The organism is Bacillus sp. CHD6a (genome assembly GCF_001293645.1).
In the GTDB taxonomy this organism is placed as follows: Bacteria; Bacillota; Bacilli; order Bacillales; family Bacillaceae_I; genus Sutcliffiella_A.
Window position 1 is genome coordinate 75,618 of the sequence record NZ_LBMD01000012.1, and the last position, 26,639, is coordinate 102,256.

25 protein-coding genes are annotated in these 26,639 nt (G+C 41.2%); 16 read left to right on the top strand and 9 right to left on the bottom strand.

Features of this window, described 5'->3' with window-relative positions; all coding sequences use genetic code 11:
• Window positions 1-56 precede the first annotated feature (56 nt).
• From AAV98_RS11360 to AAV98_RS11370, 3 genes are all read left to right on the top strand, one after another.
• On the top strand, window positions 57-683 hold the full coding sequence (locus tag AAV98_RS11360; RefSeq protein ID WP_060665681.1) for a hypothetical protein: 627 nt from the start codon (window positions 57-59) through the stop codon (window positions 681-683).
• Between the two features lie 5 nt (window positions 684-688).
• Window positions 689-943, top strand: coding sequence for a zinc ribbon domain-containing protein (locus AAV98_RS11365; RefSeq protein WP_060665682.1), 255 nt, complete (start codon window positions 689-691; stop codon window positions 941-943).
• Window positions 944-1,013: 70 nt separating this feature from the next.
• On the top strand, window positions 1,014-1,295 hold the full coding sequence (locus AAV98_RS11370) for a YkvA family protein (protein ID WP_060665683.1): 282 nt from the start codon (window positions 1,014-1,016) through the stop codon (window positions 1,293-1,295).
• Window positions 1,296-1,374: 79 nt separating this feature from the next.
• Here AAV98_RS11370 and AAV98_RS11375 read toward each other — a convergent pair whose 3' ends face one another.
• The gene (locus AAV98_RS11375; protein ID WP_060665684.1) at window positions 1,375-2,664 is read right to left on the bottom strand and encodes a chloride channel protein; all 1,290 of its coding nucleotides are present in this window, start codon (window positions 2,662-2,664) and stop codon (window positions 1,375-1,377) included.
• Window positions 2,665-2,874: 210 nt separating this feature from the next.
• Entirely contained in the window at window positions 2,875-5,301 is a 2,427-nt protein-coding gene (locus AAV98_RS11380; protein WP_231687738.1) for a bifunctional diguanylate cyclase/phosphodiesterase, read from the bottom strand.
• A gap of 317 nt (window positions 5,302-5,618) precedes the next feature.
• Here AAV98_RS11380 and AAV98_RS11385 point away from each other — a divergent pair, with 317 nt between their 5' ends.
• The 4 genes from AAV98_RS11385 to AAV98_RS11400 all read left to right on the top strand — a co-directional run bounded on the left by AAV98_RS11385 (window position 5,619) and on the right by AAV98_RS11400 (window position 9,880).
• The gene (locus AAV98_RS11385; protein ID WP_060665685.1) at window positions 5,619-6,746 is read left to right on the top strand and encodes a GGDEF domain-containing protein; all 1,128 of its coding nucleotides are present in this window, start codon (window positions 5,619-5,621) and stop codon (window positions 6,744-6,746) included.
• A 55-nt stretch (window positions 6,747-6,801) separates the two neighbouring features.
• Window positions 6,802-7,692 (top strand): EamA family transporter, encoded by an 891-nt coding sequence (locus tag AAV98_RS11390; RefSeq protein WP_060665686.1) that lies wholly within the window; start codon window positions 6,802-6,804, stop codon window positions 7,690-7,692.
• 87 nt (window positions 7,693-7,779) lie between these two features.
• Window positions 7,780-8,853 (top strand): GGDEF domain-containing protein, encoded by a 1,074-nt coding sequence (locus AAV98_RS11395; protein WP_060665687.1) that lies wholly within the window; start codon window positions 7,780-7,782, stop codon window positions 8,851-8,853.
• Window position 8,854: 1 nt separating this feature from the next.
• The gene (locus AAV98_RS11400) at window positions 8,855-9,880 is read left to right on the top strand and encodes a potassium channel family protein (protein WP_060665688.1); all 1,026 of its coding nucleotides are present in this window, start codon (window positions 8,855-8,857) and stop codon (window positions 9,878-9,880) included.
• A 44-nt stretch (window positions 9,881-9,924) separates the two neighbouring features.
• On the opposite strand, the gene AAV98_RS11405 is transcribed toward AAV98_RS11400, so the two are convergent.
• The 3 genes from AAV98_RS11405 to AAV98_RS11415 are packed head-to-tail and all read right to left on the bottom strand — an operon-like array spanning window position 9,925 to window position 11,933.
• Window positions 9,925-10,323 carry a DUF350 domain-containing protein gene (locus AAV98_RS11405; RefSeq protein ID WP_060665689.1) on the bottom strand — a complete coding sequence of 133 codons (399 nt, stop codon included), beginning with the start codon at window positions 10,321-10,323 and terminating at the stop codon, window positions 9,925-9,927.
• Window positions 10,324-10,329: 6 nt separating this feature from the next.
• Complete coding sequence (locus AAV98_RS11410; protein ID WP_060665690.1) at window positions 10,330-11,583, bottom strand: glutathionylspermidine synthase family protein; 1,254 nt, start codon at window positions 11,581-11,583, stop codon at window positions 10,330-10,332.
• A 5-nt stretch (window positions 11,584-11,588) separates the two neighbouring features.
• Entirely contained in the window at window positions 11,589-11,933 is a 345-nt protein-coding gene (locus AAV98_RS11415) for a hypothetical protein (protein ID WP_060665691.1), read from the bottom strand.
• A 152-nt stretch (window positions 11,934-12,085) separates the two neighbouring features.
• On the opposite strand from AAV98_RS11415, the gene AAV98_RS11420 reads away from it, so the two are divergent.
• From AAV98_RS11420 to AAV98_RS11430, 3 genes are all read left to right on the top strand, one after another.
• A complete protein-coding gene (locus AAV98_RS11420; RefSeq protein ID WP_060665692.1) occupies window positions 12,086-12,541 on the top strand; it encodes a hypothetical protein in 456 nt (151 codons plus the stop codon).
• 82 nt (window positions 12,542-12,623) lie between these two features.
• Entirely contained in the window at window positions 12,624-13,094 is a 471-nt protein-coding gene (gene yiaA / locus AAV98_RS11425; protein WP_060665693.1) for an inner membrane protein YiaA, read from the top strand.
• A gap of 240 nt (window positions 13,095-13,334) precedes the next feature.
• Window positions 13,335-14,849 (top strand): malate:quinone oxidoreductase, encoded by a 1,515-nt coding sequence (locus AAV98_RS11430; protein WP_060665694.1) that lies wholly within the window; start codon window positions 13,335-13,337, stop codon window positions 14,847-14,849.
• Between the two features lie 666 nt (window positions 14,850-15,515).
• On the opposite strand, the gene AAV98_RS11435 is transcribed toward AAV98_RS11430, so the two are convergent.
• Window positions 15,516-16,442 carry a nuclease-related domain-containing protein gene (locus AAV98_RS11435; RefSeq protein ID WP_060665695.1) on the bottom strand — a complete coding sequence of 309 codons (927 nt, stop codon included), beginning with the start codon at window positions 16,440-16,442 and terminating at the stop codon, window positions 15,516-15,518.
• Between the two features lie 185 nt (window positions 16,443-16,627).
• Here AAV98_RS11435 and AAV98_RS11440 point away from each other — a divergent pair, with 185 nt between their 5' ends.
• From AAV98_RS11440 to AAV98_RS11460, 5 genes are all read left to right on the top strand, one after another.
• Window positions 16,628-17,494 carry a DegV family protein gene (locus AAV98_RS11440; protein ID WP_060665696.1) on the top strand — a complete coding sequence of 289 codons (867 nt, stop codon included), beginning with the start codon at window positions 16,628-16,630 and terminating at the stop codon, window positions 17,492-17,494.
• A gap of 126 nt (window positions 17,495-17,620) precedes the next feature.
• Entirely contained in the window at window positions 17,621-18,850 is a 1,230-nt protein-coding gene (locus AAV98_RS11445; protein WP_060665697.1) for an NRAMP family divalent metal transporter, read from the top strand.
• 24 nt (window positions 18,851-18,874) lie between these two features.
• Window positions 18,875-19,621, top strand: coding sequence for a 5-oxoprolinase subunit PxpB (gene pxpB, locus AAV98_RS11450; RefSeq protein WP_060665698.1), 747 nt, complete (start codon window positions 18,875-18,877; stop codon window positions 19,619-19,621).
• Window positions 19,608-20,381 (top strand): LamB/YcsF family protein, encoded by a 774-nt coding sequence (locus AAV98_RS11455; protein WP_060665699.1) that lies wholly within the window; start codon window positions 19,608-19,610, stop codon window positions 20,379-20,381. The genes pxpB and AAV98_RS11455 overlap by 14 nt, the downstream gene beginning before the upstream one ends.
• Complete coding sequence (locus tag AAV98_RS11460; RefSeq protein WP_060665700.1) at window positions 20,378-21,322, top strand: biotin-dependent carboxyltransferase family protein; 945 nt, start codon at window positions 20,378-20,380, stop codon at window positions 21,320-21,322. Before AAV98_RS11455 ends, AAV98_RS11460 begins: the two co-directional genes overlap by 4 nt.
• A gap of 63 nt (window positions 21,323-21,385) precedes the next feature.
• On the opposite strand, the gene AAV98_RS11465 is transcribed toward AAV98_RS11460, so the two are convergent.
• From AAV98_RS11465 to AAV98_RS11475, 3 genes are all read right to left on the bottom strand, one after another.
• Window positions 21,386-23,395, bottom strand: coding sequence for a TRAP transporter permease (locus AAV98_RS11465; protein WP_060665701.1), 2,010 nt, complete (start codon window positions 23,393-23,395; stop codon window positions 21,386-21,388).
• A complete protein-coding gene (locus AAV98_RS11470) occupies window positions 23,388-23,915 on the bottom strand; it encodes a DUF1850 domain-containing protein (RefSeq protein ID WP_060665702.1) in 528 nt (175 codons plus the stop codon). Before AAV98_RS11470 ends, AAV98_RS11465 begins: the two co-directional genes overlap by 8 nt.
• A 259-nt stretch (window positions 23,916-24,174) precedes the next feature.
• Entirely contained in the window at window positions 24,175-25,155 is a 981-nt protein-coding gene (locus AAV98_RS11475; RefSeq protein WP_156317744.1) for a TAXI family TRAP transporter solute-binding subunit, read from the bottom strand.
• A gap of 189 nt (window positions 25,156-25,344) precedes the next feature.
• Between AAV98_RS11475 and AAV98_RS11480 the strand changes: the two genes are divergently transcribed.
• Complete coding sequence (locus tag AAV98_RS11480) at window positions 25,345-26,280, top strand: D-2-hydroxyacid dehydrogenase (protein ID WP_060665704.1); 936 nt, start codon at window positions 25,345-25,347, stop codon at window positions 26,278-26,280.
• Window positions 26,281-26,639 lie beyond the last annotated feature (359 nt).

Here is a 26,639-nt window from a genome sequence, read left to right on the forward strand (position 1 = left end):
CTCATCATAATGAAAGAAAGGTTACGAAAAGAGATTTTTCGAAAGGAAGGGAAGTCATGAGCGTATTGCACTTATTAGCTTCACAGCAAGATCGTAATGATGAAGAGCCGAACATTGAACTTGCACATATGCTAGCAAACGAAGAAAATCTCGAGGGAATAGAAGAGATAGTGGTGAACCTATCAAACAAAGACAAGAAGATATCGCATGATTGTATTAAGGTGGCATATGAAATTGGACAAGTTAAACCAGCACTTATTAGTAAGTATGCACCAATCTTTCTTGAACTGCTTACGAGTCGCCATAATCGTTTAGTGTGGGGGGCTATGTCAGCTCTGACAACCATTGCAGAGGTGGCATCGGATACGATTATGGAGAATCATAAAAGTGTTATACGTGCCATGAAAAACGGATCCGTTATTACAGTGGATAAAGGTGTGCTGACCCTTGCTAAACTTGCAAAAGTAAATAAAGAAAATTGTAACGTTATCTTTCCTTTTTTGCTGCAACACTTAGAGAATTGCCGGCCAAAGGAAATTCCACAGCATGCTGAAAGCACATTGATTGCAGTTGATGATAATAACAAAGAGGAGTTTGTGGCTGTGTTACAAAAGAGAGAAAAATATTTAACAGCACCTCAATTAAAGAGAGTTAAAAAAATTTATAAAACAGTAGAGGTGTGATAGCAATGAAAGAATATAAAAAGTGTCAAAGTTGCGCCATGCCATTGAAAAAAAGCGAAGACCGGGGTACAGAAGTGAACTTAGACAAAAGCTCCATGTACTGCAAGCATTGTTATCAAGACGGCGAGTTCACGCAAAAGAATATTTCTGTAGATGAAATGAAACAATTTGTAAAAGCTAAATGCATAGAAATGGGGTTTCCTAAGTTTTTAGCAGGATTTTATGTGAAAAATCTTCATAAATTGGAGAGATGGAAATAGGGTTAAGAGGACAGGGCCGTCAGCCTGTATACAGTTTAAACTGTCCCTTCCAATCCAAGGAGGAAGCTGCATGCGAAAGTTTATCAGACGTTTAAAGTTTATCTTCACCTTTTGGAGGTTCATTCCTTTCCTGATAGATTATTTCAGGTCAAACGAAGTAACAGGGACTAAAAAGATTGTTGGTGTGGTGCTTCTCGTGGTGTATTTGATTTTCCCTTTTGATCTCATTCCTGATTATCTTCTGTTTTTCGGTGTGTTGGATGATGTGATGGTTGTGACGTTTTTGTTGGAGAGGATAGTAAAGATGGCACCGATTCCGCTCAAGGAGAAGTATAAGCTTTTGGATAAGTAGACGGGCCAAACACCCCCCTGACGATCCGACTTTTCCCAATCTCAACGTTAAAAGTGTTACGCCTCCAAGACGTAACACTTTATTTCTTTTCTGCCTTTTTAATGGTTTCTCCTGGAGGCAGTTGATATAACCTGCTTTTCGGTTCATATATCTTTTGGGAAGGCCATAGTCCGTGATGTCCTGAAAATAGATAGCTGATGAAACAGGCAACAAAAAAGTATTCTAAACCCTTTCCGTTAAACATCTCCATTGCCAAAAGGAATGCTGCCAGCGGAGTATTAGTTCCTGCACTAAAAGCGGCAATTAATCCTAATGCAGCGACAAAGGACAGGGGTAAATCAACAAAAGTATGTAAGGCATTTCCTAATGTTGCGCCCATAAAGAATAAAGGAATGGCTTCCCCGCCGACAAAGCCGCTACCAAGCGTAATCGCAGTCAAAGCAAGCTTCGCTAGGAAAGAAAAGGGAGGGACTTCTTCTCTGAAGGATAGCTCTAGCATCTCAATTCCGCGACCGTTGTAGTCTTGGGAACCAATCATTAATGTAATGGCTACTACTAAGATTCCTCCAAAAAAGGCCCTCTTCATATGGTTCTTCTTAAACAACTTCTCAGAGAAATGTTGTATTTCGTGCCGCAACTGACAATATAAAACGCTGACCAGACAAAAGATCACGGATAGAAGTATCACTTTCATAAACGTAATAAACGATATTTCTGGTACGCTTTGGATGATGAATTCCTCGTGTTTATGTCCCCAAGCACCCGTTGTGATAAAGTGTGCAACAAAGCTAGACGTTAGGCATGGAACCACTGCTTCAAATTTTAATTTTCCTAATGCGGCCATTTCCATCCCGAAAACAACACCAGTTATGGGTGCCCCAAAGGCAGCACCAAAGCCAGCACTTATTCCGCTCATGATGATCATTTTGGTATCCAATTTGTTTACTTTAAAGAAGTTGTTGACTGCCGAGGCTACACTGCTCCCCATTTGAATAGCTGCCCCTTCTCTTCCTGTTGAGCCCCCCAAGATGACCGTAATAAAAGTCCCAATATAGACAATTGGCCCCATCCTCACAGGCACTTTTTTTTCGCCATGTACAGCGTCTATTACCAAGTTATTCAATTCGGCTATGTCATTTACCGTATGATGTAGAAAAACCTTTCCATAATTCATATAAAGGTAACCGATGATGATACCTCCAAAGGGAAGAAGGAGGATCAGCCAATCGTTTTGTAATCGTACATCTCCGAGATAATCATTCGTTTTTAAAAGGAAAGTAGTGATCGAGCCCACCATTAAACCAATTATGCTTCCAAAAAAGCCCCATTGAGCAAGTATTGCAAAAAAACTTTTATACTTTAAGAACATTCACCATTCACTCGTTTCTTACCAGTTATAAAATACAATTTTATTCTTGCCTAATGGGCGAAAATTATTTTGGCGAGTTAGAATGAAAGGAATAGGTGCGAGTGAATTCCAGTCGCGGTGATAGGTGGTTTTTGGGAGGAGGATTGGACAGTCTTTCTCTTTGTAAACAAAACGTGTTACGCCACCCTAGACGTAACACGTTTTGTAGTATTAAATTTTAATAGCATTGCCTTCCAACATCCCGCTCATCTCATCGGCGGATATTGGTCTGCTAAAATAATAGCCTTGTGCTTCATTGCAGTGATGTTGCTGTAGGAATCTGAGTTGGTCTTCTGTCTCTACTCCTTCTGCTATTACTTTTAAATTTAAGTTGTGCGCCATTGTAATGATGGTTTCTACTAAAGAAGCATCCTTTGGATCTGCATAAATATTTCTAGTGAAGCTTTGGTCAATTTTTAGAGTATGAATTGGGAATGTCTTTAGATAGTTTAAGGAGGAATATCCTGTTCCAAAGTCATCGATAGATAAATGTATCCCCATTTTTTTCAGTTGTTGCATTTTGGCTACGGCATGTTTGGAATCTTGGATAATACTCTCTGTAAGTTCTAGCTCCAGATAGTGTGATTCTAAACCTGTTTCTTTCAGGATGTTTTTTACTCGATCAAGTAAGTCACTTTGTTGAAATTGGCGAGAGGAGATATTGACCGCTATCCTGAGAGGTTTATAGCCTTGGTCTTGCCATCGCTTATTTTGCATGCACGCCTCTTTTAGAATCCATTCGCCAATTTGGAGGATAAGTCCCGTTTCTTCAGCAATTGGAATGAATTCAGCAGGTGAGATACTGCCCCACTCTGGATGATTCCAGCGAAGGAGTGCTTCCGCACCAATGATTTGATTAGAGTTTACGTCTATTTGCGGTTGATAGGCAACCGTAAATTCATGGCGTTCCAGTGCTTTTCGTAAACCAATTTCCAACTGCATTTTTCTAGAAACAGCTTCATTCATTTCTGGTGTGTAAAATTGAAAATTGTTTTTACCGCGCTCCTTTACTTGGTACATGGCGGTATCGGCATTTTTTATTAAAGTATCGATGTCCTTTCCATCTGTAGGATACATGGTAATCCCAATGGAGGGGGTGATAAATAATTCTTGCTCGTCTACTATCAATGATTTATTAAGAGCGTCTACAATAGCTTTTGCCCGCTTGGTCACCTCAGAAGCAGTTGTTTGTGGGAGCAATACAATAAATTCATCCCCACCTTGTCTGGATAACGTTTCGTGTCTTCCTAAAAAGGACTGAATACGGTTTGCCACCTCAATTAACAGCTGATCTCCAACTGCATGGCCAAGTGTGTCATTAATATATTTAAAACGGTCTAGGTCAATGAACATGATGCTCAAAGAATGTTTGTTTTGATCAGCTTGGTCCATTGCTAATGATAAGCGGTCGTTTAATAAAAGTCGGTTTGGAAGGCCTGTTAGCGGGTCTAAATACACCATTTGATTGATTTTCTTCTCATTTCTTTTTCTATCCGTAATATCTCTGATAATACTGCTAAAATAAATCGCATCACTTTCTTTCCAGGCAGCAAGTGATAACTCAATCGGGATTTCACTTCCATCTTTCTTCACGGCTTCTAATTCCACTGTTTTTCCAATTACTTTCGGTTCCCCAGTAGCTATGTAACGGTCCATCCCTTTTCGATGTGCCTGCTGGTATCTCTTTGGAATGATGGTTTGAAGCTTTTGGCCGACTACTTCCTTTTTCGTAAAACCGAATATGTTCTCTGCTCCATTATTCCAGGAGATAATAGTACTAGTGCTATCAGAAATGATAATGGCATCATTAGCCGATTCAATAACGGATAAGAATCTTCTCTCAGAAATAATGGATTGATTCTCAAAACGGCGATCAATTAACACACTTACAAACACAAATCCTAGTAAGATAAGAATGATAAGTGCTATTCCATAGGCCAAATAGATACTGTTAAAGGCATCATATCCATGCGTTTGGTGAGAATGAGGCTCGTAGCTTGCTGCAGCCATTCCTGTGTAATGCATACCTGAAATTGCTGCACCCATGATAAGGGAGCTTAAAAACTTTCTCGACCATATTTTTTTAGATTGATAGTTTTTACTCACAAAAGATATAAGATAAATAGCAACCACAGATGCAACAAATGCGATAAGTACAGAGAGTGCCAACAAATAAGGATTATACACAATAGCTGCATCCATCATCATGGCTTCCATTCCGGAATAATGCATGGACACTATTCCAGTTGCAATAAAGAAAGCTCCAAGAAAAACATCTACTTTTTTCATTTCTTTTCTGCTGATGATATATAAAGCGATGCCGGAAGACAGAATAGCCGGCAGAATGGATACAATAACCAAAAGATAATCATAGTGAACAGGTATGTCTAGATGAAAGGCGAGCATAGCGACAAAATGCATCGCCCAAATACCCATCCCCATTGCTAAAGCACCTGCGCTTCCCCAAGCCAATCGTACAATTGATTTCGCTTTACGGACTTGAATCCCTAAATCTAGTGCTGCGTAGGACGCCATGATGGCTATTATGATGGAAAGTAGCACTAGTGGTAGGTGGTATGAACTTGAAATGGTTTCCATTAAAACAATTGCTCCTTTTCTTGTCGAATAGGTTCACTTCATTTTATCATTTATTGGTAGAGATGGTGGTAGATAATTACAGGAAATGGTAAAGAAAGAATGAATCTTCTAACACCAATTCGCCTTCAATAACATAAGATTTAACTTACTTAATAACATAAAAATTTTACCACAAAACATCCATTTCTAAGAATTTTGATGCTATACTATTAAAAGATATTGGAATTAAATAGAAAATAGTTAAGGTTACTGAGGTTGGTTTGAATATTATATAAATTAGCGGATTACTTAGCATAGATTAAAGGAGGAAATGGTGTTTGTTAGATTTATTTAATGATTTATTTTTCAATCTTTGTGTTTTATTTTCATTAATATTTATTTATTTACAATTAAGGTGGAAAATTCAATTAGAAAAAAGAAATTATCTTATCTCCGTATTGATAGATGGAGTTGCTGGAGGGCTTTTAGGTATTATATTGATGTATTATTCGATACAGGTAACGCAGGAAACAATTGTCGACTTACGTTACATACCTGTCATGCTGGTTATTATGTTTTTAGGACTCCCGCAAGCTCTTATTAGTACAATATTAATAATAATTGGTAGATTTATATTTGGGTTCACTACTTCTGCTGTTGCAGCATTCATCATGATGGCAATTTTGATGTTAGGTTTTGTTTTCATAAACAAACTAAGTGTGAAATATAACATAGGTCGTCATTCTTTTAAAAAAAGCTTGGCTATGATCCTATTTTCAAACATAGTATTCAGTGTATTTATTTACATTCTGGTCAAGGATTACGGTGTGTTAAAAAGTTTAATACCTTCCTATTGGATAATTTCTATTGTAGGTGGCTTTACTTCTGTCTTCTTTGTTGAATATATACGAAAAACGCAGTATCTCTTGATGAAATATGAAGAAGAATCCACGACGGATTTTCTTACCGGATTAAATAATGTCCGACAGTTCGATGCTATTTGGAATTCGCTAATCGATAATGCTACAACGAAAGGTGAAAAATTATCGTTACTATTCATTGATATCGACCATTTTAAACATGTCAATGATACATATGGGCATCCAGTAGGCGATATGATTCTAGCAGAATTGGGTAAGATTCTTAAAAATACTACTCGCTCGTTTGATGTGGTTTCTAGAAACGGAGGAGAGGAGTTTTCGGTTATTTTACCTGACAGCCCGCATCCTCATGCAATGGAAATAGCGGAACGTATCAGAAAAGCAGTAGAAGCATATAAGTTTAATGTTTCTAAAACAGAATTAATAAACATAACAGTTTCTATAGGTGTAGCAACTTATCCAGAAACCGTAAGTGATAGAAACGAAATGGTATATATTGCTGATGAGTGTTTATATAAGGCAAAACGAACAGGCAGGAATAGAGTGTGCGACAATACATATGAATTGTTAAATACAACCCATTAATAAAAACCGTTTAGAATAGGCAGTGTGTCTATATTTTTACTATGAGGTGAGGACTTTGACGGGGAAATTAGCTCCTTTTCTAATTTTATTTGCTGCCGTCCTTTGGGGAACCACCGGCACGGCCCAGTCCTTTGCTCCTCAATCGGCACATCCGGTGGCCATAGGGGCTGCCCGTTTAGCGGTTGGGGGCTCGTTTTTATTGGTACTTGTTTTTCTGACTGGTGGATGGAGCTTAAAGAACTGGCCATGGAGGGCAACCGTTCTCGCTGCTATAAGCATGGCCCTTTTTCAACCGCTTTTTTTCTCTGCCGTTAAGGTAACGGGAGTGGCCATTGGAACGGTTGTTGCGATAGGGAGTGCCCCGGTGTTCTCAGGATTTTTAGAATGGCTCTTTGTGAAAAGACGTCCAAGTGGAATTTGGTGGAGCGCTACTTTACTGTCTATCATGGGCTGTATGATGCTTTTTGTGAATAAGAATTCTGTCGTGATGGATCCTTTTGGGGTGTTGATGGCCTTAGGTGCAGGTTTGTCGTTTGCCCTATATGCATTGGTTAGTCGGGACCTGGTGGGGAAATTCCCGTCGCTCTCCATAATCGCAGTAGTGTTTACGCTCAGTGCCATATTATTAGCACCTGTTTTATTTATCTATGATATGGCTTGGGTGGCAGAGGTGCGCGGATGGGTCATTGTCTTATATCTAGGTGTCATGACGACAGGAGTGGCTTATTTTCTTTTTGCAAGAGGCTTGCTGCATGTTTCCTCCTCCACCGCGGTTACGCTTGCTTTGGCAGAGCCGTTGACAGCAGCATTGTTTGGAGTGTTTCTGTTAGGGGAAAATTTGACTGCTACTTCTTGGGTAGGGTTAGCCTTTTTGATGGTTGGGATAGGATTGTTAGTCTGGGCATCTGGTACCTCTCCAGGCAAAGGGCAGACTAGAGCGGCATAAATAAGAAATGTCTTGTTAGATATCGTTGCTTAATGGGTCGCAGTGTCTATACATATAACCTTTTAGCTTTTACAGGATGTGAATGAGATGAATGCTTTTTTAAAGAATGCTTACGAGTCGCATCATGCACTGGAAATAATTTTTTCTTCTTTGCGTTGGTTTTTTCTTGTTCTATCTATTGTTGTCTTTACCATTCAAACTATTGATAATCCGACTCAATGGAAGATTACTTTATTTGTAATATTAGTTATTTTTGGCTTTCTATATATGGGTATATCTGATTACTATTTGCATAAGTCACCTGAAGGCTCCAGAATATATGTCATGATGACAAAGGGTGGACCGTTTTTTGATTTTATTGCATTCTCAGCCTTAGTCCCATTGACCGGTGGCTTGGATAGCCCGTTATTTCCTTTAGCATATTTAATCATTTTACATGTCGCTGTATATTGGCGGTTTCTTGGAGGTATGATGGCAGCTGGTTTCTTTACGCTAGTGTACTCAGTCATTTTTTTCGTGCAAGCGCAAGAAGCCACTTCCGTACATAGTATGATTCACTATGTTAGTGCGGTGCTTTTTCTACTCCTTATTGGTGGATTGGGAGGCATTATCGTTTCTAGAGAGCGAAAACATCAGTGGGAAAACAGCTTGTTGGTGGAAGCGGCAAACCGCGATTACCTTACCAATCTAGCCAATCACCGTTCTTTTCAGGAATGCTTGCGTAATGACCTTCTTGACCAAAAACCTTTCTACCTCGCTCTCACAGATATTGATAAATTTAAATCTATTAATGATAAATATGGACATGTGACAGGAGACAAGGTGCTAAGGAAAATTGGAGAGATCCTGACCTCTGTACTTTCCAACAAAGAGGGAAAAGCTTTTCGGTATGGGGGAGAAGAATTCGCCCTTATTCTCTATTACAATAACGATTCTGAAGTAAAGAAAGTACTTGATGAAATGAAACAAGCAGTAGCAAGCCACGTTTTCTGTGACAACGGGGAGACGTTTTCCGTCACGATGAGCTTCGGGTCGGATAAACAAAATGGGGAGCGACCTGATCTTTTAGTGGAAAAAGTAGATAAACTGCTTTATGCAGCAAAAAACGGTGGTAGAAACCGGATTGTGTTGGCCGAGGTAGGGGAAAGAGAGGTGATTTAAAGTGTGGATTTTACAGAGATTCTTTAAAAATGTAGTCAAAACAAATAATTTTGCTATAGTCTTTGTGTCCATTTTAGTTATTGCAGGAAGTTCATTCACTATGCATCTGTTAGAGCCGGACACATTTCCAACGGTATTTGAAGGACTATGGTGGACGATGACGACGGTTACCACAGTGGGTTATGGCGATGTTTCTCCACAAACCGTTGCAGGAAAAAGTTTTGCCATGTTTTTATTTATTTTTGGCATCGGACTTATTGGTGTGTTAATTGGAAAGGTTGTTAATCTTTTTGCACTTTATAGTAAATGGAAGGGGGAGGGGAAATTGAATAGTAAAAAGACCAATCATTTTATCTTTGTTGGCTGGACAGATAAAACCGAAAGAGCGATGGGGGAAATTCTTGAAGATAATCAGAATGCACAGATTGTATTAATAGATTCTAAAAAAACAAATCCGTGTGAGTTAGAGATTGATTACGTTCAAGGAGATGCGAGTGAAGATGCTGTATTGCTAAAAGCAAACGTTCTTGAAGCAAAATCTGTGACGATCTTTTCAGACGATATGATAGAAGATGCCTCGCTTTCCGATGGAAAAACGCTCTTAGTCGCATCGTCTGTAGAACGGCTTTCCAAGATACATAATCGCAATATCTATACAATCGTGGAGATTAGAAAAGAAAAAAGCATCCCAAATTTCTCCCATGCTAATGTAGACGAATTTGTCATATCAGGTGAAACGGCATCTCGATTATTAGCAAAAGCAACGATGTACCACGGTTCTACACACTTATTTCGACAGCTTACCAGCCGAATGCATGGCGATAATATTTATGAAATTGCTGCAGACCCTGCTTGGATCACCTATAGGCAAGCCTTTCATGAAATCCTCGATAAAGGAGCGACACTATTATCGAATGGGAAAGAGCTGGATATTAATAGAAGGTTGGATGAGAAGATTCCAAGCGACGCAAAATTATATATCATCTGTGATAAAAATACCTATGAATCGAAGTTTAAAGTGGGATAAATAGAAAAAAGCTCAAAGCGAACGAATGCTTTGAGCTTTCTTTTTTAATAGGTTAATGAACTGGCAATAATCCAGCCGATGGACAAAGAGAACATCATCAATAAGATTCCCACAGACACCCGATCCTCATTGACTGCATCCTTAATGCTGTAATTGATTGTAACTACTTCAGCTAGCACGTAAAAGACGATTTGCGCCACGATCCCAATAGCTCCCCAGATAACCATATCCAAGAACGACACGGAATGTGCAATGGCAGATCCGATAACAAATGCCAAGCCGAGCAGTTTTCCTCCCATCACCAACGCTGCCGTGGTATTACCTTGTGAAACGAGTTTGATTTTCTCATTCCTAGATGTTAAATCGAACAAAAATAATCCAATAAACAGTAAAACAAACGCTGTACCAGCATATAAACCAAAAGACGCTAAATAGCTGCCCATTTCCAATCACTCCTTCGTATGTTTAAACCCTACAGGCATAAAATAAGATAAATTATCAATAATTTGTTTTCCTAAACGATATCCAAACGCACTAGCTTTTTCATTCACAAGAAAAGCACCAATCATCATATGACCTTCTTTTTCCCCGTGATCTGTTTGAAAAGAGATCTTTGGCAGATCTATATACTCTTGGTAGACCTGCACATAATCTACATAACTATTGTTTGGATCTTCCTCAACCTTTTCCCCTGAATGCGCGTATATTTTGACAGAATCGCCTTCTCTCCCAAAGGTCGGTTTTTCCACATATTTTTTCCCTGCAGTCCGAAAAGGCGTGGGCTCTAAGTAGGTAGCGAGAAAATACTCGCTGATCCATTCATGCTCCTCTTGTGTAAAGTAATCGCTATTTTGTTCGTGCAGCCCCCAGATAATGGCTTGCACCGCTTTGGATTGTAGAAGAAAGGCACTTAACGGATTAACGATGGCAAGCTTCTTCAAACGGACCAACTCTAACAACTGAAGGCCAACATTCGCACCAGTTTCCTGATCCCTATCCAATATAAGCGATTCTACCGGGAAGGTCTGGCGATACAGGACATCAATCTTTCGTCCTTCCTCATCCAACAACGCTTCCCCTTCCATGATTTTCAGCTTGTGCAGGGGAACGTATTGGGAAGGAAGCTTACAAATATCCTTTAAATATAAGACCGTCTGTTTATCCTCGAAATTTTCATCATGGGAAGTAAACACAATGTTTGGGAAATCCTTTTTCCCCAAAGCCTGATAGCTTTCAAAAATTGCATTCTTTACCGCTCTTCCTAAGTGCTCCTCTTCTTGAGCATTAGGGTCTGTACGGTTAAATTCTTTACAAACTTCCCCGTTCATTTGGAACAACTCTTTAATAAAGGTTGGCGTGTCGCTATTAATCTCCAATACTTTATATGTATCTTTCGTTTTTACCAAATCTACTCGGGAGATCACAGACTCAGCCTTCAGCTCCTTGATTGACAGAAATGGAATGGTCTCTTTGGGATACCCAAGTTCGAGAAGAGTTTCTTCTTCGAGTCCCCGCAGCAGCTTTGCCATTTTACAAAAGATTCTCCCTACTCTATTGGTCACTTTACGTATGTGCGCAGCTTCTTCTTCCGTTATTTCATGTAGGGAATAGAGGGCATATTCCTGGCCATACAAATTGCTCCAGAAGTCAGGAAACTTTGCATAAAAATTCTCTCGAGCTTTTTGATACGCTTGCTCTTTCATCTAGCTCATCCTCCACTATAAGAGGAACCACTGCCAAATCCCTTGCTTGGTGTTGTATTGGATTTATAAGAAGAGCTGTTTCGGTAAGTCTTATAAGAAGAATCCTTTTTTAAGGAAGACTTACTTCCAAAAAAGCTTCCTCCATGGTAATAGCTGCGATAAAAGCTGGATGATTCATCGTCGCATTGATAGACGCCCTCTTCATTATCCCACTCATACTCATTACAACGGTCATCAAATGGCTCTGGAGGCAGCGAACTGACTTCCTCCGTATTGGAACCGCAACCTGTCATACCCAAAGCGAATATGGTGGCAGAAACACTACTTAATACTTTTTTTGTCTTTGTCATGAGGATAACTCCTTTCTTACTTAATGGACTAAACTAATAGTAACAAAAATAGGAAATGAATAGGAGAAAATTTTACTGATTCGGCAGAAGAATTTACGTAATTTTGCTATGATGAATATATATGATAATAGAGACAGGTAGGTGTTCTTTTAATGGAACTGATTTATTACTTACACGATCGAGGCAGCTATGATCCCATTTATGAATACAAAAAAGGAAAAATTAGCGAAGATGAAATAATGGCAAGGCAGCTTTGCACTTTTTTCATAAAAGAAGGAATTCAATATAAATTAATATGCAACGAGGGCACCTTACATAACAGTACCGAAACAATTACAGTAGAAAAAGATGAGGTTGCAAGGAATTTCTATAAAGAAAAATCGTACCCTGCCGGCATTCACATGGAGTTTCGCGAGTTTAAATACCTTCAAGATATGCCGCTCCTGCACACACAACCATTGGAAAGCCACTGGGAAGCCATTAAATACTTGTTAAAAGATATTGTGCACCTGCCTGGAATTGGGGAATGCCACGTTGATTCCACGGAAATTGATGAAGACAGACAATGCTATGTTTTCTATATTCAAAAGATTGTGAAGGAAGCATAGAAAATTTCTCTTTACCCTATTTCATATTTGTAAAATATTGTTATAATTAACCATATGTGAACTCAGTAAAGGGGAGAATGGGATGGCAGAGATGAATGATAACCCATTATTAAAAAGAGACGAAAATAAACCAAAGATTAAAGTAGAAAGAAAAGAAGGGGAACCAACGGCAGCCTTTAAAGGCGCAAGTTGGGCCGCCCTTGTGGTTGGTGTTTCCGCTTATTTAATCGGCCTGTTCAATGCTACGATGGAACTGAATGAGAAGGGTTACTATTTTGCTGTATTGGTTTTCGGATTGTATGCAGCCGTGTCCTTACAAAAAGCAGTACGAGATCGGGAAGAAGACATTCCTGTATCTGGAATCTATTACGGGCTAAGCTGGTTTGCCCTTATTGTGTCCATATCCTTAATGGCAATCGGCCTCTACAATGCCGGAAGTATCATTTTAAGTGAAAAAGGATTTTACGGCATGTCATTTGTGCTCAGCTTATTTGCAGCAATCACCATTCAAAAAAATATTAGAGACACCCAGAACGCAAGAGAAAGAGATTAATAGCGGAAGCGGTACAGTGAGCTACAGCTACTTGTGGAGGCTTGCAGTACCGTTTTCTTTTTTGCTCCAGACAGTTTAAAATAATCAGACAATAGGGTGTATTCTGGTGAAAAGTTAGCCCAAAATGTGATATGATAGAGAACAAGATGGACAAAGTATGTTTTTAGGTAGCGTTATGCCTTTAGGATGCTAGAAGCAATAGCGCCTGCTCTTTTTTATAAATTTAGGGGATGTGTAATGATGAGCAACATGCAGAATAAAACAGACGTTATCTTAATTGGTGCCGGTGTCATGAGCGCGACTTTAGGTTCATTGTTAAAGGAAGTTGCTCCTGATTGGAATATCAAAGTGTTTGAAAAGCTGGCAAGCGCAGGGGAAGAAAGCTCAAATGAGTGGAATAATGCAGGAACGGGACATGCAGCATTATGCGAGTTAAACTATACGTCACTAAAAGCGGACGGAACGATGGATATCAGCAAGGCGGTAAAGGTTAACGAACAGTTCCAGCTTTCTCGCCAATACTGGTCCTATTTAGTAAAACAAAACCTAATAAGCAACCCTCAAGACTTTATCATGCCAATTCCACATATCAGCTTTGTGGAAGGGAAAGAAAATGTAACATTTTTGAAAAAACGGATGGAAGCGCTAACAGTAAACCCGCTATTCAAAGGAATGGAATACTCTGAAGATCCAAACAAGCTGAAGGAATGGATGCCGCTTATGATGGAAGGCCGCACCTCAACGGAGCCCATTGCGGCAACCAAGATTGACTCTGGAACAGACGTGAACTTTGGCGCGCTGACCCGCATGTTGTTTGATCACCTGGAGAAAAACAACGTAGAAGTTCACTATGAGCACAGCGTAGAGGACCTTAAGCGTGCAAGCGATGGTTCCTGGAAGTTGAAGATCCGTAATGCAAAAACTGGTCAGGTGGAGTACCACCATGCCAAATTTGTATTCATCGGCGGTGGAGGAGGAAGTCTTCCATTATTGCAAAAAACCGGTATCCCAGAGTCGAAGAATATAGGCGGTTTCCCCGTGAGTGGACTGTTCCTAGTATGCAATAATCCTGAAGTGGTCGAAAAACATCACGCAAAAGTATACGGAAAGGCCAAGGTTGGTGCTCCGCCTATGTCGGTTCCTCACCTTGATACGAGATACATCAACAACAAAAAGAGCCTGCTGTTCGGCCCATTTGCAGGATTCTCACCGAAGTTTCTGAAAACCGGTTCCAATCTGGACTTGATTGGCTCCGTAAAACCATATAACGTTATGACCATGCTTTCGGCTGGTTTCAAAGAAATGGCGCTGACCAAGTACTTGATTCAACAGGTGCTGTTATCCAATGAAAAGCGCATCGATGAGCTGCGAGAGTTTATCCCAAATGCCAAAAGTGAAGACTGGGAGATCGTTGTGGCAGGTCAACGTGTTCAAGTCATCAAGGACACGGAAATAGGAGGAAAAGGGACACTTCAATTTGGTACAGAGGTAGTTAGTGCATCCGACGGCTCCATAGCGGCGTTGCTAGGTGCTTCTCCAGGAGCTTCCACTGCCGTTCACGTGATGCTCGAAGTATTTGAAAAATGCTTCCCAGAGCAAATGTTTGAATGGAAAGAGAAGATCCAAGAAATGATTCCTAGCTATGGCGTATCTTTAGTAGATAATCCTGCACTGTTTGATGAGCTTTTCGCATCAACGGCGCAAACCCTCTTTCTTAGTGACGGGAAGGAGCAAAAGGCGCTTTCCTTTCATTAAAATTAGATTAAATGGTAAAACCTTCGATCCTTTTGGGGATTGAGGGTTTTTTGTTTGGTGGATGTGGTGTCTCTGGGCTCGAAACCGGAGTGAGAGTGTCTGCGCTCGAAAATCGGGTGAGAGTTTGAAAATGGTAGGAGAGAGAGTGTCTGCGCCCGAAACCGGAGTGAGAGTTTGAAAACGGTAGGAGAGAGAGTGTCTCTGCGCCCAAAAATGGAGTGAGAGTTTGAAAACGGTAGGAGAGAAGCCCTCTCTCCGCCCGAAACCGTAGTGAGAGTTTGAAAACGGTAGGAGAGAAGCCCTCTCTCCACCCGAAACCCGAGTGAGAACGTGAAAACGGTAGAAGAGAAGCCCTCTCTCCACCCGAAACCCGAGTGAGAGCGTAAAAACGGTAGAAGAGAAGCCCTCTCTCCGCCCGAAACCGGAGTGAGAACGTGAAAACGGTAGGAGAGAAGCCCTCTCTCCGTCCGAACCCCGAGTAAAATCGTAAAAACGGTAGAAGAGAAGCCCTCTCTCCGCCCAAAACCCGAGTGAAATCGTAAAAACGGTAGAAGAGAAGCTCTCTCCACCCAAATCCCAAGCTGCCATAGCAAAACGGTAACAGAAATCCCCCACACCTACGCCCCGAAGCATTACCCCAGAATCAGAATAGGTAATAACACCAGATCACTCAAAATAACTCCATCTATTACTTCCTTTTATTTCAAAATGTTTATCCAGTATGCGTTTTATTGTTTTTTGAGATCCTATACCCTTACCCCACTCATGAATACTCTTTGTAGAAACAGGTTTCTCCGGAAACAACATCCTAAATTCCCTAACATGCCTCAATACAATCTCCTCAAGCGTCTCCACCTTATGACACCTCACACACCGTGCCGAACGCCCCTCAACATATACAGACAAAGAGGCGCATCCTGCACACACCAATCCTTTCCTAACCTGATCATAAGAATAATCCGGCAAGTTCTTAAAAGGAGAATCCACGATATGAAGGGAGGTCAGTTTTTCAGCAAGCGCGGTATGCATGCTATTAAGCCCAGAAGGAAAGTCATTCTCCAAGCTTCTAAGGTATCTGTTTACTTGGGTTGGGTAAATAAAAGGTTTATCAAGAGGTGATTGGTACAAGGTGAATTCGGAGTTGATAAAGACCACGGAAGCGAGAATGGGTAAATTAAATCCGTAACTATTAAGGAATTGGCGGAGCAATGAATTGCACCGATTCAATTGGGTCAGGGGGTTAGTAACCTCATAATCTTTGGAGTTTGTTTTTAAGTGAAGTTGATCAGTGCGAGCATCGTAGACGTAGTCCCCTTCAAAGTTCTTCACTTCAAAAAGATAAGCATTCTGGGGAGTGATAATTAAGGAGTCAATTTGAAAAGTGGTGTTATTATGCTTAAGCAAGAGGTCATTCAAAAATAAGAGATTCCCGCCCTCTAATTTTTCTGTCAGGGCATCAAACATGCACTCTCCTTCATAACCTTTCTCCAAATTCCATAAATATTGCTTTTCTTTCTCAAGAAGGGTCATTCGTGCGTTCAAAGATTGATAAATTTGCATTTCGACTGACAACTTACGCGATTTTACTAGCATGTCCCACATCCTTTCTCAGAGTCTACTTAACTATAACAGTTTCACACTATTAATAACATAATTTTCAGTAAATAACACATGGTCTACTTTCCTTATTTTACCCTCTTTCTTTTTATCTAATTTTGATAGTCTATTAAAACCCTTTCAGTTATGATGAATGAAGTATGTTTTATTGGAGGAACTGAATGATTAAATTAATGGCGGATTCAACTTGTGATTTATCAAACGAAGTGTTGGAGATGTATGACATCAGTCTGGCACCATTAAGTATTAATATTGATGGAAAAACATATAAGGACCGAGTGGACATTGAGCCAGATGAATTTTACGGAATGATGGAGGCGCTTTCGGAATTCCCGACGACGGGGATGCCCAGTCCGGTAGAGTATTTGGCTATTATTAAGGAGGCTGTTGAGAGCGGATACAAAGAAATTCTGTGCATTTGCATGTCGAGCGGTACAAGCGGGTCTTATCAATCGGCTGAATTGGCAAAAGGATATTTCTTTGAAGAATACCCAGATTCATCTGTAAAAATTCATGTGGTAGATTCAAAGTGTATGAGTCATGGGAGCGGCTGGCTTGTGCTAAAGAGTGCGATGATGAGGGAGGGTGGCGCATCTTTTCAGGAGTTAGTAGATTTTAACGAGAGCCACAAAACCAATGTGAAGCACTTCTTGTCAGTGGATGACCTGGACCATTTGATCAAAAGTGGAAGGCTGACGAATGCGAGTGCATTCCTTGGAAAATTACTGATGCTGAAACCAATTATGACGATGAAAAATGGTAAAGGTGCTATAGTCGCAAAAGAGAGAGGCTTAAAAAGGGTCCTCAAGCATTATGTGGATGAATTTAGTAAGAGAATGGACAAACAGGTGACGGATTTCATCATTATCGGATATACGTCAGATATTAAAATCGCGGAGAACCTGAAAATAAAAATACAAAACGAAACAGATTTCACAGGGACCATTCACCTCATGCAGATGGGTGTATCTGTTGGAACGCATGTGGGACTTGGAGCGCTTTCCATGTACTTTGTAGAAAAAAAATAACCTGAATAACGAAACCACCTATTCCACAAGGTGGTTTTTTGTGTGAAGTTTTATCCTTGGAGGATTTATGGTAGTGTTAGTATATCAAAATAATAGTTAGAATTTTTTAAAAAGGAGGTTTTACTATTGTCGTCGAACCAGAAGAATACGTACACGGATTTGCAAAAGCCAACTAAGAGTAATTGGAGTGTCCTGCTTGGTGCGGCTTTTCTGATGGGTGCATCTGCTATCGGACCGGGATTCTTAACACAAACGGCAGTATTCACCGAACAACTTTTGGCAAGCTTTGGTTTTGTTATCTTAATGTCCATTATCTTGGATATAGGGGTACAGGTAAATGTTTGGAGAATCATTGCCGTTTCTAAAAAAAGAGGGCAGGATATAGCGAACATGGTCTTGCCTGGGCTAGGATATTTCCTCGCTTTTGCCGTTGCTTTAGGTGGTTTGGCATTCAATGTCGGTAACATCGGTGGTGCTGGGCTTGGAATGAACGTACTTTTCGGCATGGATGTGCGAATTGGGGCCGTTATCACTGCTGCTATTGCCATAGGGATTTTTCTATCCAAAGAGGCAGGGGTGGCTATGGACAAAATTGCTCGTTACCTGGGATTGATGATGGTTTTGCTTACGCTTTATGTGGCATTCCAAAGTAATCCGCCTGTTGGAGAGGCTGTTTTCCGTACGTTTGCGCCAGAAACAATTGATGTTTTTGCCATCATCACTCTGGTTGGTGGTACAGTAGGTGGCTATATCACGTTCGCTGGTGGTCATCGACTGTTGGATGCAGGGATTAGTGGAAAAGAAAACCTTCACCACGTTACGAAGAGTTCGGTATCCGGAATTGTTATAGCCTCTATTATGCGTATTTTCTTATTCCTTGCTGTACTGGGTGTGGTGGCAACGGGTTTCAAGTTAGATCCAAACAATCCTCCGGCATCAGTGTTCATGGAAGCTGCGGGCATGGTTGGTTATAAAATGTTTGGCCTTGTACTTTGGGCTGCAGGGATCACCTCTGTTGTCGGGGCGGCTTACACGTCGGTTTCTTTTTTACGGACATTATCCAAAAAAGTGGATCAGAATAACTCGAAGGTCATTATTGGCTTCATCATTGTTTCTACCATTATATTTGCTTTTATCGGAGAGCCGGTTCTGTTGTTGATACTTGCTGGTGCGTTTAATGGCCTTATCCTACCTGTGGCACTTGGGACGTTATTGATTGCAGCATATAAAAAAGAAATTGTAGGCGACTATAAGCATCCACTGTGGTTAACTATTTTCGGTGCCATTGTGTTTCTCTCAACCGCGTATCTTGCGGCTATTACGCTGATTAACCAGGTTCCGAAATTATTTTCCTAAATAAAACTTGAGGGGGGAGTCAAGTTGAAAATTCAATTTCATCCATTGGGGGATACAGGTATACAGGTATTATTTGGGTCCGATATATCGGAGGAAACCAATCAGCAAATCAGGATGTTTGCGGACTACCTTAAGAAGGTTGAAATAGAAGGCATTACGGAGTTGGTTCCGGCATATACGACCCTAACTGTTTTTTATCGTCCTGATAAAATCAGCTACAAGGATTTGTGCAACACGCTTCAAGATATTAAAGAAGTATTGCAAAAGGAAGAAGTTCAATCGAGTGCGATCGTTTACGAAATTCCTGTCTTGTATGGAGGAGATGTGGGGCTTGATTTGTCAGAAGTGGCAAGCTACAACGGGATGACAGAGGACGAGGTGGTTTCCATCCATTCCAATCAGCCCTACCTTATTTACATGATGGGTTTTGTTCCTGGTTTTCCTTACCTAGGCGGCATGCCAAAGGAAATAGCTACGCCAAGACGCGAAAATCCACGAGCAAGAATTGAAGCAGGTTCTGTTGGGATAGCAGGGGAGCAAACAGGGGTGTATCCAATAGAAACTCCAGGCGGATGGCAGATTATTGGGAGGACTCCTGTGAAGCTGTATGATTCAGAAAGGCATGAACCTATCCTTCTTTCTGCCGGTGCTTATATCCGTTTCGCACCTGTTGACCGAAAAGAATATGAGGAGATAGAAGAAGCTGTTTCACGTGGAGAATACAAGGTGAAGAGTTATGCAAAAGGGGGAGCACACGATGAAGACCGTTGATTTAAACAGTGATTTAGGGGAAAGCTTTGGTGCCTATACGATCGGAAATGACGAGGAAGTGCTTCAGTATATTTCCTCTGCTAATATCGCATGCGGTTTTCATGCTGGTGATTATAACGTTTTGATGAAAACGGTAAAGAAAGCTGCGGAACTTGGGGTTTCCGTTGGAGCTCACCCTGGTTTTCCAGATCTTGCGGGATTTGGTCGACGTGATATGCAATTGAGCAAAAAGGAAATCTTTAACCTTGTCGTTTATCAGATAGGGGCTATTAAAGCGGCTGCTACGGTAGCAGGAACACATGTGCACCATGTAAAACCGCACGGTGCTTTGTATAACCTCGCGTCTAAAGATGAAATGGTAGCTACAGCAATAGCAGAAGCGGTTCTTGCGGTAGATCCAGATCTAATCTTATTTGGTTTGGCAGGAAGTCAACTTGTTTGGGCTGGGGAAAAAGTAGGGTTAAAAGTGGCGCAAGAAGTTTTCGCTGATAGGACGTATCAACCTGACGGAACACTTACTCCAAGGTCCCATGCTAATGCAATGATCCATGATGCAGACCTTGCTGTCAAGCGTGTGTTGCGGATGGTTACAGAAGGCAAAGTGCCGGCGGTTAATGGAGAAGATATATGCATCCAAGCAGATACCATCTGTGTGCATGGAGACGAGCCGGAAGCGTTGGATTTTGTGCGGAAACTAAGAGCGAAACTGGAGGAAAACCAAGTAGCGATTCAGGCTTTTGGGGCGGTGGATCAACCATGAGCAGACCAGTTTTTCAAGTAATAAAACCAGGCCTATTGACGACTCTCCAGGATTTGGGTCGGACAGGCTATCAGGAGTTTGGAATGGTAGTTGCTGGAGCGATGGATACTTTTGCTCTGCAGATAGGCAACCTTTTAGTTGGAAATGACAAAGCAGAAGCTGCTCTGGAGGTCACCATCATGGGTCCTGAATTAAAGGCGCTCGAGGACATGGTAGTTGCCATTTGCGGTGGAAACCTGTCCCCGAAAGTTAATGGCAAGCAAGTTTCTATGTGGAAGAGCTTCAAAATGAAAAAAGGGGAGCTTATTGAGTTTGGAATGCCAGTGGAAGGAGCCCGCGCCTATATTTGTGTAGAGGGTGGGTTTGACGTACCAGTTGTTATGGCAAGTAAGTCGACATACTTGAAAGCGAAAATTGGAGGATTCCAAGGTAGGGCATTGGAGAAAGATGACGTATTATACGGAGAACCTTCGAATCAGGCAACTACCGGTCGTTCTATTCATCCTGATGAAATTCCAACTTATAAACAAGAGATGGAAATTAGGGTTTGCCTTGGACCGCATCTGGATGCTTTTCATGAATCTTCTGTGGAAACATTTTTGTCAGCGACCTATGAAGTTACTCCACAATCCGATCGCATGGGGTACAGGTTGAAAGGACCGAAAATCGAGCATAAAACTTCTGCAGATATCATTTCAGAAGCAATTCCATTAGGGGGAATCCAAGTCCCAGCAGATGGAAGTCCGATTCTTTTAATGGCAGACCGCCAGACGACTGGGGGATATACAAGGATTGCGACGGTCATTTCCTATGATATTCCGCTTTTAGCTCAAGCTCAGCCAGGTACTACCATCCGATTCAGGGAAGTTTCGATGGAAGAAGCACAAGCATTGTACTTGAAGAGAGCGAAACTTTTTAGTGTGTTAGAGAAAGTGACATGAAATTTTCAATAGAAAAAAGCCTGCCCCTAATCAAATGGTGGCAGGCTTTGTCTTTTTAAACGCTTAGTTTGCTTCTCTTACAGCATTCCCAGCACCTTTTCCAGTATTTCCACGTTTCCAAAATAGTTGCAGTGCAAGCATAATACCAAAAGCGATGAATCCGAAGATATCTGTATTAGCTTCAGGGTAAATCAATAATAGACCTGTAGAAACAGTAAGGATACGCTCAATCCAGTGTAGTTTTCTATACCAGAAACCGATAAGCCCAGCTCCGATAGAGATCATACCTATGATGGACGTGACGAGTATCCAAGAAACCTCTGGAATCGTGGTATCAATCATCAATAGCTGCGGTTGGAACACAAACATATATGGAATGATGAACGCAGCGATAGCAAGTTTAGATGCATTAATACCTGTACGGATTGGCTCCCCTTTAGATATCCCTGTAGCAGCAAAGGCGGCTAAGGCAACCGGTGGAGTGATATCTGCAACAATTCCAAAGTAGAACACAAACATGTGCGCTGCAAGGACTGGTATTGCTACTTCCAATTGATCATTAAGCGCTAAGATGGCAGGAAGCGCAATCGTAGACGTAATGATATAGTTTGCAGTCGTCGGTGAACCCATTCCCAAGATGATAGATGCAATCATTGTGAAGAATAGAGTCAGTAATAATAGTAAGGTTGGTGTGGACGTAATGGCAGCAGCCATACTTACAAGACTGTTTCCAAGTTTAAGTCCAAGACCAGTTTTCGTTACTACTCCAACAATTATACCGGCACATGCCGTTGCAGCAGCGACACCAAGAGCAGTGCGTGCCCCGCTTGTTAGAGCAAGCGTAAATTTAGCTGGGGTAATTCTTGTATCTTTTCTGAATAAACTTACGATTATTGTACTTAAAATACCTAATAAAGCCGTTCTCTCAATACTGAAACCTTGGAATAACAGGACAACAATAACGATTATAGGCAATAAGAGATGAATCTTTTTCAATACTTCCATTTTCTTTGGAATTTCTTCCTTCGGCAATCCAAGTAACCCTTGTTTTTTTGCTTCTAAGTGGGTCATGATCCAAATACCTGAGAAGTAGAGAATAGCAGGAATGGTTGCGGCTTTAGCAATTTCCCAATAAGGAACACCTGCAAATTCAATCATCAAGAAGGCAGCTGCACCCATAATTGGCGGCATAATTTGTCCACCAGTGGAAGACGCTGCTTCTACCGCACCAGCAAAGTTACGGTGATAACCAAGTCGTTTCATCAAAGGAATTGTGTAAGATCCAGTGGTAACGGTGTTAGCAACGGAACTTCCAGAAATAGTACCTTGTAGTGCACTAGAGAAAATAGCTACTTTTGCAGGTCCACCTGTACGTCTGCCCGCTATGGATATCGCTAAATCATTAAAATAGTTCCCGACACCCGTTTGAACCAAGAATGCACCAAATAATAAGAATAAGAAAATATAGGTGGACGATACCTGTAGAGGTGTACCAAGAATGCCATCTGTTGTAAAGAACATAGATTGAATCAATTGTTCAAGACTTAGCCCTCGATGGATCAACATTCCCGGCATGTAAGGACCGAAAAGCGCGTAAACCATAAATACAACGGCGATAATGGTAATCGGAAGTCCGATAGCACGCCTTGTTGCTTCGATAACTAAGAGGATGGCCAAGCCACCAATTACAGCCTGTGCGGAGGTGATGCTTCCAATCTGTTGCACTAGCGTGTCATAGTAAACAGGCCAGTATCCGCATACAACAACGGCCAACCCTACTAAAATGTAATCATACCAAGCTATTTTCGTTTTATTTCCACCTTTTCTGGCTGGAAATAGCAAGAATATCAAAGTCAAAGCAAAACCTAAGTGAACAGTACGTTGCAGGTAAGCTGTAAGTTGACCAAATATTCCTGTATATAGTTGAAATAGGGAAAAGGCAATCAACATAAAGAAGACAACCTTTGCTGCGTAACCGGAGAGATTTCTTGTTTGGGCATCCGGATCGTATTTTTCTAGCAACTTTTCTTGTTCTTCAGCCGTTAATTCCTGTCGGTCGTTTCTATCAGTCATGTATTTTCATTCCTTTCATATACTGCCATAATGTCAACTCTTTAACTCTTACATTATACCAGTCTCCTGGGGTAAAGTATTCGTTAAACCATACCATCTTTTCTCCATCATCGCCCCAGGCAAGACGATTCTTGGAAACGGTTTTTCCGTTTCGGACATTCATAGAGGAGAATACGTTGTTTAAATCTTTTATATGATATTTTCCATTTTCATATACAAATTCTTCTCCCTCTTCCGCATTCGATGGCATGCCTATCCCGAATTCTTCGTAAATGATTTCTGTTTGCACGATTTGGCGATCATCTCGCACTCTATACTTTTCCACCACATCAGTTAAATGAATGGAGTGTGTAAAGATGATTTGAAATGTTTCCTCTTCATCTATGGGAAGGAATGCATGTATTTGTTCGGTGTTTTGTACATGGAAAACTAGCGCGGTTCGAAATGGGAGCAAAAAAAGCCCCAATAAGAGTAATACGGTTGTAGAGGATAATATAATGGCAATCACTTTCTTTTTCATGGTAACCCACCTAGCTATTAAAAGCTTAGAAATAAAAAAAGAAGGACCGACAGCATAATGAAAATTAAGTGTCGGCCAATTTGGTCCTGTTTAGGAATCCTTAAACGCAGCTGTAGATTTATGCACTGGGCTTCGCTTTCCACGGGGCGCTTGCGGAGACTCCTCGCTTTGCCTGCGGGGTCTCCTCTTAGCACTACCTCCCGTCGGAGTCTTCGCCCTGTGCTCCATCAACAGCTAGGAACCTCTAACAATTAAATTATCAGTCTAATAGACCTTCTTCTTTAAAGTACTTTTCAGCACCAGGGTGGAAGTCGATACCGATTCCGTCTGTTGCTGTTTCAAGTGTGATGAATTCACCCTTAGCGTGGGAGATAGCATCAGTATTTTCATAGATTGCTTTTGTAATGTTGTAAACTAGATCTTCTGAAAGATCTTTAGATACTGCTAACATCGCAAGTACCGCTACTGTGTTTACTTCATTTTCCATGCCGTAAGTTCCAGCAGGAATTGTATTTGCAGCATAGTAAGGATATTTTTCTACCAACTCATCTACTTTTTCTTGCGCAATTGGAACAATGCTTACAGGGTTTGTAGCGGATAAACCGTCAACCGCACCTGTAGGAGTACCAGAAGTGATGAAAGCTGCATCGATGTTACCATCTTGGATTCCACCAGTAGACTCACCAAAGTCTAAATTCTGAGCATCAATATCTTCCATAGTCATGCCATGAATTTCAAGGATTTGCTCAGCATTCACATAAGTACCAGAACCAGGAGCACCAACAGAAACTTTTTTACCTTTTAAATCTTCTACACTTGAGATTCCAGAATCAGCAAGAGTAACAATTTGAACCGTTTCTGGATATAGAGATCCGATTGCCAATACATTGTCAACCGCTTTCCCTTCAAATGCATTCGTACCTTCTACTGCGTTAGCCATAACGTCTGTTTGTACGAAAGCGATCTCTGCTTCACCCTCAGAAAGAGCGATAACATTATCAGCAGAAGCATTGGAAGAAACAGCGTCTGTTTGGATTCCAGTTTCATCTGTAATTACTTTTGCCATTGCGCCACCAAGCGGATAGTATGTACCACTTGTTCCACCTGTCAGCATGCTCATTAATTTCGGATCTTCACTGCCGCCTTCTCCACTAGAACCATTATCTCCGCCACCACATGCAGCTAAGAATAAAGATAAAACTAGAATCATAGATAAGGCTAGGAAACTATTCTTTTTCATCAAACTCCCCCTAAAAAATTAATTTAACAACTCTATTTTACAGATATTACAGCCATTTATCAAATATTAACCCAGTATTTAGGTGATTTGCTGTTATAATCACATATTTAATAGGTTGCGTGTGCTACTACACTTGTACTCTAACATGGTAGAATTGTGTCTATACAGATTAGCGAGGAGCGCTCATTTATGAAAATAACTAATATCCTTTTTACAGGTAGGTTGGTAAAAGAAATAGAGAGATTATTGGATGCTGAGGATAGGTTGAAAGGGAGGAATCTTCGTTTTTTAGCAGAGGAAGATGTTTCTTTAGAGGATTTAAAATGGGCGGATGCGTATGTGGCATTTCATCCGGTTGCGAACTTCCATTTTGGCAATATAAAGTGGGTTCACTCACTGGGTGCCGGTGTCGATCGTTACATGGCACTTGGCGAAAGATGGCCGGAAGAGGTCCTTTTAACTAGAACCATTACTTCATTTGGTAAGAAAATTGGCGAGTACACGCTTAGTTATATGTTAAAGGACCTGCAACATCATGATACGTTTCGTAATCAGCAAGTGCGAGGGGATTGGAAAATGGTTGCTCCCCGTACCTTGGAAGAGATGAAGGTAGTCATTTTTGGAACAGGAGAGATCGGACAGAAATTGGCTAGGATTCTAGCATTTTTTGGTGTGCAGGTAGAAGGTGTATCCCGCAGTGGGACAGAAAAAGATCATTTTTGCAGGGTGATGTCATTAGAGGAAGTTAGTTTAGAAAATGCAGACTATATCATAAATACATTGCCGCTAACGAAGGATACGGAGCGTTTGTTTGATGAGCGGTTTTTTGGTCAGTTGAACCAAGCGGTATTTGTTAATGTCGGAAGAGGAGGGACCGTAAATCATGATGCTTTGTTGAAAGCATTGGAGAGCGGTGGTCTTAAGTCGGCAGTTCTGGATGTTTTTGAGGAAGAGCCATTACCTGTTGGCAGTCCGTTATGGAGCCACCCAGGTGTAAGGATTACCCCGCATATTTCCGCAATCACGACACCTGAAGAAGGGCTGGCATGTTTTTTGGAAACGTTGGAGGCTGTGGAGAGCGGGCGTCAGTTGCGAAATAGGGTGGATGTTGGTAGGGGGTATTGAGGAGAGCGTGAGAATGCATCTCTACGACCGAAGTAGGTTGAGAAGAGTTCAAACGGTAGGAGAGAGCGCCTTTTTCCGCCAGTAGAGAAGAGTTCAAACGTTAGTAGAGAGCGCGTTTCCGCCCGAAGCAGATTGAGAAGAGTTCAAACAGTAGGAGAGAGCGCGTCTCTCCGCCCGAAGCAGGTCAAGAAGAGTTCAAACGGTAGTAGAGAGCGCGTCTCTCCGCCCGAAGCAGGTCGAATAGAGCTCAAACGGTAGTAGAGAAAGCGTCTCTCTGCCCAAAGCAGGTAAACAAAAGCTCAAACGGTAGTAGAGAGCGCGTCTCTCCGCCCGAAGCAGGTCGAATAGAGCTCAAACGG

Excerpts from the sequence above, each read along its gene's own strand:
- AAV98_RS11440 (WP_060665696.1), top strand. The coding sequence starts at position 16,628 with ATGATTAAATTAATGGCGGATTCAACTTGTGATTTATCAAACGAAGTG.
- AAV98_RS11380 (WP_231687738.1), bottom strand. The coding sequence starts at position 5,301 with ATGGAAACCATTTCAAGTTCATACCACCTACCACTAGTGCTACTTTCC.
- AAV98_RS11475 (WP_156317744.1), bottom strand. The coding sequence starts at position 25,155 with ATGAAAAAGAATAGTTTCCTAGCCTTATCTATGATTCTAGTTTTATCT.
- AAV98_RS11395 (WP_060665687.1), top strand. The coding sequence starts at position 7,780 with ATGAATGCTTTTTTAAAGAATGCTTACGAGTCGCATCATGCACTGGAA.
- AAV98_RS11360 (WP_060665681.1), top strand. The coding sequence starts at position 57 with ATGAGCGTATTGCACTTATTAGCTTCACAGCAAGATCGTAATGATGAA.
- AAV98_RS11460 (WP_060665700.1), top strand. The coding sequence starts at position 20,378 with ATGAGCAGACCAGTTTTTCAAGTAATAAAACCAGGCCTATTGACGACT.
- AAV98_RS11415 (WP_060665691.1), bottom strand. The coding sequence starts at position 11,933 with ATGACAAAGACAAAAAAAGTATTAAGTAGTGTTTCTGCCACCATATTC.
- AAV98_RS11480 (WP_060665704.1), top strand. The coding sequence starts at position 25,345 with ATGAAAATAACTAATATCCTTTTTACAGGTAGGTTGGTAAAAGAAATA.
- AAV98_RS11370 (WP_060665683.1), top strand. The coding sequence starts at position 1,014 with ATGCGAAAGTTTATCAGACGTTTAAAGTTTATCTTCACCTTTTGGAGG.
- AAV98_RS11455 (WP_060665699.1), top strand. The coding sequence starts at position 19,608 with ATGAAGACCGTTGATTTAAACAGTGATTTAGGGGAAAGCTTTGGTGCC.
- AAV98_RS11405 (WP_060665689.1), bottom strand. The coding sequence starts at position 10,323 with ATGGGCAGCTATTTAGCGTCTTTTGGTTTATATGCTGGTACAGCGTTT.
- yiaA (WP_060665693.1), top strand. The coding sequence starts at position 12,624 with ATGGCAGAGATGAATGATAACCCATTATTAAAAAGAGACGAAAATAAA.
- AAV98_RS11470 (WP_060665702.1), bottom strand. The coding sequence starts at position 23,915 with ATGAAAAAGAAAGTGATTGCCATTATATTATCCTCTACAACCGTATTA.
- AAV98_RS11410 (WP_060665690.1), bottom strand. The coding sequence starts at position 11,583 with ATGAAAGAGCAAGCGTATCAAAAAGCTCGAGAGAATTTTTATGCAAAG.
- AAV98_RS11365 (WP_060665682.1), top strand. The coding sequence starts at position 689 with ATGAAAGAATATAAAAAGTGTCAAAGTTGCGCCATGCCATTGAAAAAA.
- AAV98_RS11420 (WP_060665692.1), top strand. The coding sequence starts at position 12,086 with ATGGAACTGATTTATTACTTACACGATCGAGGCAGCTATGATCCCATT.
- AAV98_RS11465 (WP_060665701.1), bottom strand. The coding sequence starts at position 23,395 with ATGACTGATAGAAACGACCGACAGGAATTAACGGCTGAAGAACAAGAA.
- AAV98_RS11435 (WP_060665695.1), bottom strand. The coding sequence starts at position 16,442 with ATGCTAGTAAAATCGCGTAAGTTGTCAGTCGAAATGCAAATTTATCAA.
- AAV98_RS11430 (WP_060665694.1), top strand. The coding sequence starts at position 13,335 with ATGAGCAACATGCAGAATAAAACAGACGTTATCTTAATTGGTGCCGGT.
- AAV98_RS11375 (WP_060665684.1), bottom strand. The coding sequence starts at position 2,664 with ATGTTCTTAAAGTATAAAAGTTTTTTTGCAATACTTGCTCAATGGGGC.